This is a genomic window from Oerskovia sp. PE-21s (genome assembly GCF_056158145.1).
Genome location: NZ_JBUXJM010000012.1, coordinates 113423 through 122699 on the forward strand (window position 1 = coordinate 113423; position 9277 = coordinate 122699).

Here is a 9277-nt window from a genome sequence, read left to right on the forward strand (position 1 = left end):
GCCCCGGTGTTCCGGGTGCTTCGGCGCGCGAGTGTGACCAACGTCCAGCACGATGAACGCAGGCAGCGCTCCCACCTGACCTGCGACGACGAGGGTCGCGGACGTCCACGACCAGGTGCTCGGGCGCACGACGCGAACGGTGGTGGGCCCGTGGTGCAGAGCAGGGGCAGGGCGAGCGGCAGCGACGTGCACGAGCCGCCCAACGCGTTCAAGAACGTCTGGTGGCTCCCGGTGGTGCGCGGCGTGCTCCTGGTGGTCCTGGGGCTGCTGCTCATGATCGAGCCGCTCGAGGCGCTCGAGACGCTGCGCTGGGTGTTCGGGATCTTCCTCGTCGCCGACGCGGCCCTCGTCGCGGCCCAGGGGCTGGCGCACCGCAAGCAGGTGGGCTGGCGGTGGTGGCTCGCGCAGGCGGTCGTGGACCTGCTCTTCGGGGTCGCGATCCTGTTCTGGCCCGACCTCAGCGCGACCGCGCTCTACTACGTCCTGGTCGTGTGGGTCCTGGTGCTGGGGATCACGGCGGTCGTCGGGGCGGCGGGTCTGGTGCGCAACCGGGACCTGGGGTGGCCGTGGATGCTCACGGTCGGCATCGTGTCGGCGCTGTTCGGCCTGCTGCTCGTCACGCGCCCGGTGGACGCGGGCGACGTCCTGAGCCTGACGGTCGTCGTGTTCGGGTTGTACGCGTTCGTCGCGGGCGCGATCCACGTGGTCTCGGGCTTCGGGGTCCGTTCGGTCGCACGTGAGCTCGCCGACCTGCGTGCCCGGGCGGTCGCGGCCGGTGTCGTCGTCACGGGCGGGTCGGTCCTGGGGGCCGGGCCGTCGGCCCCGGTGGTCGCGGAGGCGGCGGCGGCCCCCGCGCCGGTCCCGGGAGTGCCCTCCGGCCCGACGGCGGACCTCGCCCCGGGCAGGGACGTCGCGGGCGAGGTGGCCGGGTCGGGCGACGCGCCGACCGGCGACCCGCTCCCCGCCGGTGACCCGGACGAGGTGACCCGGCCGCGCGAGCCGGGCTCCGGCGTCGGGCAGGGGACGTCCCCTCGGTGAGAGGCCGGGATGACAGCGCTGCCACCGTGATGCGTCGCACCGTGAAACGGCCGTGACGCACCGGAACGTACTCCTGGGTAACTTCATCCGTGTGATCTGTCTCACCATGTGGAGCATGGGGTTACGACCCGGTAACAACATCACCGGAACCGCACCATCTCGCCCTTCGGGGGTGCTTGACCGAAACAACGGTGTGTTAGACATCACGCACCTTGGTCACAGCGCCAGGTCGTGGGAGCGCCACCGCGCACCCACCTGACGACCCCGAAGAAGAGGTGTGACGGATGACGACCGTTTCCAGGAAGCGGCTCCTCGCCGCAACGGCGGGCATCGCCGTCGTGACGCTCACGCTCACGGCGTGCGGCGGCGGCGGGAACGACGACGACGGCGGCGGCGCCGCGAGCGCCGGCGGCGCGCTGACCATCGGCACGACCGACAAGGTCACGACCCTCGACCCCGCGGGCTCCTACGACAACGGGTCCTTCGCGGTCATGAACCAGGTGTTCCCGTTCCTCCTGAACACCCCCTACGGCAGCCCCGACGTCGAGCCCGACATCGCCGAGTCCGCCGAGTTCACCGGCCCCACCGAGTACACCGTGAAGCTCAAGCCGGGCCTGAAGTTCGCCAACGGCAACGACCTCACGTCCTCCGACGTGAAGTTCACGTTCGACCGTCAGGTCGCGATCAACGACGAGAACGGCCCCGCCTCGCTGCTCTACAACCTGGCGAGCGTCGCCGCGCCCGACGACACGACCGTCGTCTTCACGCTCAAGTCGCCCGACGACCAGGTCTTCCCGCAGATCCTGTCGAGCCCGGCCGGCCCCATCGTCGACGAGGACGTGTTCGCGGCCGACGCGCTGACACCGGACGCCGACATCGTCTCGGGCAAGGCGTTCGCCGGCCAGTACTCGATCGCGAAGTACGACTTCAACAACCTCATCTCCTACGAGGCCAACCCCGACTACCAGGGCGTGCTCGGCAAGGCCGCGACCGCCAAGGTCAACACCAAGTACTACGCCGACGCGTCGAACCTGAAGCTGGACATCCAGGAGGGCAACATCGACGTCGCCTTCCGCAGCCTGTCCGCGACCGACATCGACGACCTGCGGGGCAACGACAAGGTCGAGGTCGTCGACGGCCCCGGCGGCGAGATCCGCTACATCACGTTCAACTTCGACTCCCAGCCCTACGGCGCCAAGGCCGAGGGGGCAGACCCCGCCAAGGCCCTCGCCGTGCGCCAGGCCGTCGCGGACCTCATCGACCGAGAGGCCATCGCGAGCCAGGTCTACAAGGGCACCTACACGCCGCTGTACTCGTACGTCCCCGCAGGCCTGACCGGAGCGGTCGAGCCGCTCAAGGAGCTCTACGGCGACGGCCAGGGCGGACCCGACGCCGACAAGGCCAAGGCAGCCCTCGAGGCCGCCGGGGTCACGGTTCCCGTCGTGCTCGACCTGCAGTACAGCAACGACCACTACGGCCCGTCCTCGGGCGAGGAGTACGCGCTCATCAAGGACCAGCTCGAGGAGAGCGGCCTGTTCACGGTCAACCTGCAGACGACCGAGTGGGTCCAGTACGCCAAGGACCGCACCGCCGACGTCTACCCCGCGTACCAGCTCGGCTGGTTCCCGGACTACTCCGACGCCGACAACTACCTCACGCCGTTCTTCCTCCAGGAGAACTTCCTCGCGAACCACTACGACGACCAGGAGGTCAACGACCTGATCCTCCAGCAGGCCGCCACGCCCGACCCGGCAGCCCGCACGGCTCTCATCGAGGAGATCCAGGGCAAGGTCGCCGAGGACCTCTCGACCGTCCCCTACCTCCAGGGCGCGCAGGTCGCGGTCGTGGGCACCGGTGTCGAGGGGACCGAGAAGACGCTCGACGCGTCCTTCAAGTTCCGCTACGGAGCGCTCTCGAAGGGCTGACCCCACAGGCGCTCGGGGTGGTCCGGCCGACGATCGTCGTCGGCCGGACCACCGCTCCGAGCCCAGCCGGCTCGGGTCGCCCGAGCCCGCGCAGCAGCATCGCAGGCCACCGAGCAGCGCGGCTCGGACCACGACGAACGGACGACATGACCACGACGACCGACCAGGTGACCACGGCCGACCCGCCGGGCACCGGGACCTCCCGCTCCACACCCCCGCGGAAGAAGACGTCCGGAGGAGGTGGGCTGGGACGGTACGTCCTGGTCCGGTTCCTCCTCATCATCCCGACCGTCTTCATCCTCGTGACGACCGTGTTCGTCGTCATGCGCTCGACCGGCGACCCCATCACGGCCGCGCTCGGCGGGCGCCTGCGGGCCGACCAGCTCGCCGAGCGCATCCACGAGGCCGGCTACGACCGCCCGATCATCGTCCAGTACCTCGAGTACCTGGGCGGGATCGTACGTGGCGACTTCGGCACCACGATCAGCGACAACCGCCCGGTGTCCGAGGTCCTGACGACCTACGGCGCCGCGACGCTCGAGCTCGCGGTCTACGCCCTGATCATCGCGTTCCTGGTCGGCGTGCCCCTCGGGCTCCTCGCCGCGCACCATCGCGACCGGATCCCCGACGCGTTCCTGCGCGTCTTCGCGATCCTCTGCTACGCGACGCCAGTGTTCTTCGCGGGACTCCTGCTCAAGCTCGTCTTCTCGGTAGGCCTCGGGTGGTTCCCCGTCGCGGGGCGCGCGTCCACGGGGGCCGAGCTGCAGATGATGGCCCTGCCGGACCCGTCGGGCTTCTACGTCGTCGACGCGATCCGCACGGGCGACCCTGCGGTCCTGGGCGACGTGCTGATGCACGCGGTCCTGCCGGGCGTGGCCCTGGGGCTGCTGACCGCCGGGGTCTTCCTGCGGCTCGTGCGCACCAACGTCATCGGGACCCTCGCGACCGACTACGTCGACGCGGCCCGCTCGCGCGGGGTGTCCGAGCACCGGCTGGTGCGCACGCACGCGTGGCGTCCCGCGCTCATCCCGATCATCACCGTCATGGGCATGCAGATCGCCCTGCTCCTGGCCGGGGCGGTCCTGACCGAGACGACGTTCGAGTGGAAGGGCCTCGGGTTCATGCTCGCGCAGTACCTGCAGGCCCGGGACTTCGTCGCGGTCCAGGGGATCGTCGTCCTGCTGGCCGTGATCGTCGCGGTCACGAACTTCCTCGTGGACGTCCTCGCGGCGTTCATCGACCCGAGGGTGAGGTACTGACATGGCACGCCGACTCTCCTGGGGCCGTCTGCCCGTGGTCCACCAGCTCCGGCAGAGCGTGGGCCTCCAGCGCGGCATGCTCGTCGCGGGCCTGGTCATCACGGCGCTCTTCCTGCTCACGGCGCTGGCCGCGCCGTGGCTCGCGCCGTACGGGTTCAGCCAGCTCCGCAGCGGCGACGTGCTGTTCGGGGCGCAGCAGCCGCCGTCGGCCGAGCACCTGCTCGGCACGACCGTCGGCGGGTACGACGTCCTGTCCCGCGTCATCTGGGGAGCGCGCACCGCGGCCCTCGTGATCGTGGTCGCGATCGCGGCGTCGATCGTGATCGGCGTCCTGCTGGGCCTGGTCTCGGGGTACTTCGGGGGCTGGCTCGACCGCGTGCTCGTCGTCGTGTGCGACGCGGTCTACGCGTTCCCGTCGCTGCTGCTCGCGATCCTGCTCGCGATCGTCATCAGCGGCGGGCAGTCGGACCTGTGGGGCGGCATCCTCGCGGCCGCGTTCTCGATCACCGTGGTCTTCATCCCGCAGTACTTCCGCGTGATCCGCGCGGAGACCGTGCGGATCAAGGCCGAGGCGTTCATCGACTCGGCGCGCGTCATCGGCACGCCGCACCGCCGGATCATGGGGCGGCACGTGCTGCGCAACGCGACGCGCACGCTGCCGCTCATCGTGACGCTCAACGCGTCCGAGGCGATCCTCACGCTCGCGGGGCTCGGGTTCCTGGGCTTCGGCATCGAGCCGACGGCCGCGGCCGAGTGGGGCTACGACCTCAACAAGTCGTTGTCCGACGTCACGAGCGGCATCTGGTGGACCGCGCTCTTCCCGGGCCTCGCGATCGTGCTCGCGGTCCTGGGCATCACGCTCGTGGGCGAGAGCCTCAACGACCTGGCGGACCCGCGGCTGCGCAGCCGCCGGGCGGCCGCCGTCGGGGCGGGCGAGGTCGCGGAGACGTCGGTCGTGCCGGGCGGCACGCTCGCGGCCGGCCCCGCGGGGCTGGGCGGGCTGGAAGGTTCGGGCACGCTGGGCGACGAGGGAATCGAGGTGCGCCCGTGAGCGCGCAGCAGGACGCGGTGCCGGGGTCGGCACCGGCACAGGCTTCACGCCCGACGACGTCACGCACCTCGGGTGCGGTCGTCACCGTCCGGGACCTCACGGTCTCCTTCGCGACCGACGCCGGGCCGATCCGCGCGGTCGACGGGGTGGACCTCGAGGTCGCCCCGGGCGAGGTGCTCGCGGTCGTGGGCGAGAGCGGCAGCGGGAAGACCGTGACCGCCAAGACGATCCTCGGCCTGCTGCCGGAGACCGCGACGGCGAGGGGCGCCGTCGTGCTGGCGAACAAGGCGGGGACGAGCGAGTCCGACGTCGTCGCGCTGAGCCGGTCCCAGCTGCGGGCCGTGCGCGGCACGGACGTCGCGATGGTCTTCCAGGAGCCGTCCGCCGCGCTCAACCCGGTCTTCACCGTCGGCTGGCAGATCGTCGAGGGGCTCCGCGCGCACCGGCGCGTGCGACGCGCGGAAGGGCGCAGGCAGGCGATCGACGTGCTGCGCCGGGTCGGCATCCCCGACCCCGAGACGGCGGTGGACAAGTACCCGCACCAGTTCTCGGGCGGGCAGAAGCAGCGTGTCGTGATCGCGATGGCGCTCGCGCTCGACCCCGGGCTGATCGTCGCCGACGAGCCGACGACCGCGCTCGACGTGACCGTGCAGGCCGAGATCCTCGACCTGCTGCGGCGCTGCCGCGACGAGTTCGGGACCGCGATCGTCCTCATCACGCACAACATGGGCGTCGTCGCGGACCTCGCGGACCGTGTGGCCGTGATGTACCAGGGCAAGGTCGTGGAGCAGGCGGACGTCCGGTCGCTGTTCGAGGACCCCCAGGCCGAGTACACGCGGTCGCTGCTCGGGGCCGTGCCCCGCGTCGGCGGGGGCGTGGTCAACGCGGCCGCACGGGTCGAGGCGCGCGCCGACGGCTGGGCAGAGGGCGCGCCCGTGGTCGTGGCCGAGGGGCTGCGGATCGAGTACCCGGGCCGCTTCCGCAAGCCCGCGTTCGTGGCCGTCGACGGCGTGGACCTGTCGATCCGGCCCGGCGAGGTGCTGGGGCTCGTGGGGGAGTCGGGCTCGGGCAAGACGACCATCGGCCGGGCCATCGGCGGGCTCACGCCCGTGACGGGCGGCTCGCTGTCGGTGCTGGGCATCGAGATGCGGGGTGCGCGCGAGCGCGACGTGCGGCCCGTGCGGCCGCGCATCGGGTTCGTCTTCCAGGACCCCGCGTCGAGCTTCAACCCGCTGCTCACGATCGCCGAGTGCGTGGCCGAGCCGCTCGTGGTGCACGGGCGGGCGGGGGACGCGCGCGACGCGCGCGGACGGGTCGACGAGCTGCTCGAGTCGGTCCAGCTCCCGCGCTCGTACGGCGACCGGTACCCGCACGAGCTGAGCGGCGGGCAGCGCCAGCGCGCGAGCCTGGCCCGGGCGCTCGCGCTCGACCCCGAGCTCTTGGTCGCGGACGAGCCCACGTCGGCGCTCGACGTGTCGGTCCAGGCGCGCGTGCTCGACCTCTTCGCCGAGCTCCAGCGCGAGCTGGGGTTCGCGTGCCTGTTCATCAGTCACGACCTCGCGGTCGTGGACCTGCTCGCCGACCGGATCGCGGTGCTCTACCGGGGCCGGCTCGTGGAGGAGGGCACGTCGGCCGAGGTGCTGGGGGCCCCGCAGCACACGTACACCAAGCAGCTCCTGGCGTCGCTGCCCGTGCCGGACCCGGTGCTCCAGGCCGCGCGCCGGGAGGAGCTGGCGGCGCTGCGCTCCTGACGGTCCTCGCGCCCGTCCGCTGAGTGCGGAGCAGCTGCCGTCGAACGGCGGTTCTGACGACAGCTGCTCCGCACTCAGCGGCGTGCCGCAGGGACCGAGTTTCGGCTAGCCGACGCCCAGCGCCTCGAGCCACTCGCGCGGCAGCAGCGCGTAGCCCACGAACGCGACCACGTCGAGGATCGTGTGGGCGATCACGAGCGGCACGACCCGGTGCCGCCCCCACCTGCTCGTGTAGAACCACGAGAACACGATCCCCATCACGACGTTCCCGACGAACGGGCCGATGCCCTGGTACAGGTGGTACGAGCCGCGCAGCAGCGAGCTCCACACGACGAACTTCACGCGCCCCCAGCCGAGGTCCTTGGTGCGCTCGAACAGGTACGCGACCGCGATGACCTCCTCGAGCAGGCCGTTCTGGAGGGCCGCGAGGATCAGGATCGGCACGGTCCACCAGTAGTCGGCGAGGTTGGCGGGGTTGACCTCGACCGTGATCCCCAGGGCCCGCCCCACCACGTACAGCCCCAGGCCCGGGATGCCGATGACCGCGGCGAGCGCGAACCCCCACCCGGTGTCGCGCCACGGGCGGCTGCCGTCGAGCCCGATGGCCCGGGTGACCGACCGGCCGCGCGCCGAGAGCAGGTAGAGCGCGAGCGCGACCGGGATGAGCGCGAAGCCGATGCTGAGGATCTGATAGGTCAGGTCGAGGTACGGGCGGGGTGACTGGGAGTTGTTGAGGCTCGTGCTCTGCTCGGCGAGCGGGGTGCCCTCGGTCAGGCGCGCGACGATGTTGACGATCGCGTACACGCCCGACCGGCCGAGGCTCAGTCCCAGCAGGATCCAGATCTCGGCACCGATGCGGCGCCGGGTCTCGGGGTGGTCGGCCGTCGTCGGGGCCCAGCGCGAGCGCTTGCCGGTCTCGGGGGGAGTGCCGGGAGGAGTGGTCACCTGGCCGTTATAGCACCCGCCGCGGGGGAGCGCTGCGCGGTCTTCACACAATCCTCGTCGGTTGGTCAACAGGCGTCCGGAGGGCGTGCAGACGCGTTTCCTACCCTGGGAGGACCGTGACTTCGCACAGACCCCCCTCCATCAGCCCGACCGCCCGAGACGCCCCCGCACCGGGCGCCGCCGACGACGACCTCGACGAGAAGCCGCCGGGCCTCTCCGTCACGCAGGTCGTCGCGAGCGCGCTCGCTGCCGTGAGCTCGACGGTCCTGCTGTCCTACCTGGGCGTGGCCGGGACGATCATCGGTGCGGGCGTGGCGTCGGTCCTGACGGTCGTCGGGAACAACCTCTACACGCGTTCGATCCTCAAGACGCGTCGGCAGATGAAGGCCGCGATGAAGGCGGGCGTGGTGCTGCCCGTGGGCAAGAACGGCCGCAAGGTCCTGCTGCCGACGCTCGCGGGGTCGCACTCGGCGAGCGACGGTCGCGCGGACGACACCACAGAGAGCACCGGCGTGCTGCCCGCTGTCGGCGCGGACGGTCAGGCTGCCGACACCGCGGTCCTCTCGGCCGACGACGTGGGCGGCACGCGCCTCGACGGCTTGCGCACCGCGGCCACGGACGGGCCCGACGACGGCACGGACGGCCCGCAGGACGGCGTCACCTCGGACGACACCCGGGACGGCGACGCCTCGGACGGCGACGACACGACGTCCCGCCGTCCGAGCCGCAAGACGCTGATCCTCTCGGCCGTCGGTGTCTTCCTCGTGCTGATCGTGGGCGTGACGCTCGTCGAGGTCGTCGCCGGACGCCCGCTGAGCGAGATCCTGCGCGGCGAGGAGGGCTCGGGCACGTCGATCAGCCACGTCGTCTCGCGCGAGCCCGCGACGACCGGAGACACGGGAGACACGACCGGCGACACGACGGACAACTCGACCGACGCGCCGAGCTCGGGCACGACGCCGAGCCCGGCCCCGAGCGAGGTCCCGACCCAGGCGCCGACCGACGCGCCGACCACCCCGGAGCCCGAGCCGACCACGCCTGTCACGCCGGAGCCGAACCCGACGCCGGGGACGGGCGGCGACACGGGCGGGACCGGTGGCGCGGGTGCGGGTTCCGGCTCAGGGGCCACCGACCTCGAGCAGCAGCCCGGCACAGGTGCAGGCACGGGGGCCGGGAGCGCTTCGGGGGCCGGGGCCTCGGGCTCCGCGACGTCCTGACGCGCAGCAGCTCCGTCCTCGCCTGACGCCGAGAAGTGAGTTGAGGCCCCTGATCCACGTGGATCAGGGGCCTCAAACCCCCTTTCCGCGG

7 protein-coding genes are annotated in these 9277 nt (G+C 71.9%); 6 read left to right on the forward strand and 1 reads right to left on the reverse strand.

Going from position 1 to position 9277, the window contains the following annotated elements; genetic code table 11:
• Positions 1-150 precede the first annotated feature (150 nt).
• The 5 genes from ACZDYF_RS18685 (at position 151) to ACZDYF_RS18705 (ending at position 7024) form a co-directional block, all read left to right on the forward strand.
• A complete protein-coding gene (locus tag ACZDYF_RS18685) occupies positions 151-1038 on the forward strand; it encodes an HdeD family acid-resistance protein (RefSeq protein ID WP_475061221.1) in 888 nt (295 codons plus the stop codon).
• 284 nt (positions 1039-1322) lie between these two features.
• A complete protein-coding gene (locus ACZDYF_RS18690) occupies positions 1323-2963 on the forward strand; it encodes an ABC transporter substrate-binding protein (protein WP_475061228.1) in 1641 nt (546 codons plus the stop codon).
• 146 nt (positions 2964-3109) lie between these two features.
• On the forward strand, positions 3110-4222 hold the full coding sequence (locus ACZDYF_RS18695; protein ID WP_364078139.1) for an ABC transporter permease: 1113 nt from the start codon (positions 3110-3112) through the stop codon (positions 4220-4222).
• 1 nt (position 4223) lies between these two features.
• Positions 4224-5273 (forward strand): ABC transporter permease, encoded by a 1050-nt coding sequence (locus ACZDYF_RS18700; protein WP_204810055.1) that lies wholly within the window; start codon positions 4224-4226, stop codon positions 5271-5273.
• A 17-nt stretch (positions 5274-5290) separates the two neighbouring features.
• Positions 5291-7024 carry a dipeptide ABC transporter ATP-binding protein gene (locus ACZDYF_RS18705; RefSeq protein WP_475061263.1) on the forward strand — a complete coding sequence of 578 codons (1734 nt, stop codon included), beginning with the start codon at positions 5291-5293 and terminating at the stop codon, positions 7022-7024.
• Between the two features lie 105 nt (positions 7025-7129).
• Here the strand turns inward: ACZDYF_RS18705 and ACZDYF_RS18710 are convergent, their stop codons facing one another.
• Entirely contained in the window at positions 7130-7969 is an 840-nt protein-coding gene (locus ACZDYF_RS18710; protein WP_475061246.1) for a CPBP family intramembrane glutamic endopeptidase, read from the reverse strand.
• A 116-nt stretch (positions 7970-8085) separates the two neighbouring features.
• Here ACZDYF_RS18710 and ACZDYF_RS18715 point away from each other — a divergent pair, with 116 nt between their 5' ends.
• Positions 8086-9186: a hypothetical protein gene (locus ACZDYF_RS18715; protein WP_475061252.1), complete on the forward strand. Its 1101-nt coding sequence runs from the start codon at positions 8086-8088 to the stop codon at positions 9184-9186.
• The last annotated feature ends 91 nt before the right edge of the window (positions 9187-9277 follow it).

What these genes read in the sequence shown, in the direction of transcription:
- ACZDYF_RS18690 (WP_475061228.1), top strand. Translation starts at nt 1,323, where the DNA reads ATGACGACCGTTTCCAGGAAGCGGCTCCTCGCCGCAACGGCGGGCATC.
- ACZDYF_RS18695 (WP_364078139.1), top strand. Translation starts at nt 3,110, where the DNA reads ATGACCACGACGACCGACCAGGTGACCACGGCCGACCCGCCGGGCACC.
- ACZDYF_RS18700 (WP_204810055.1), top strand. Translation starts at nt 4,224, where the DNA reads ATGGCACGCCGACTCTCCTGGGGCCGTCTGCCCGTGGTCCACCAGCTC.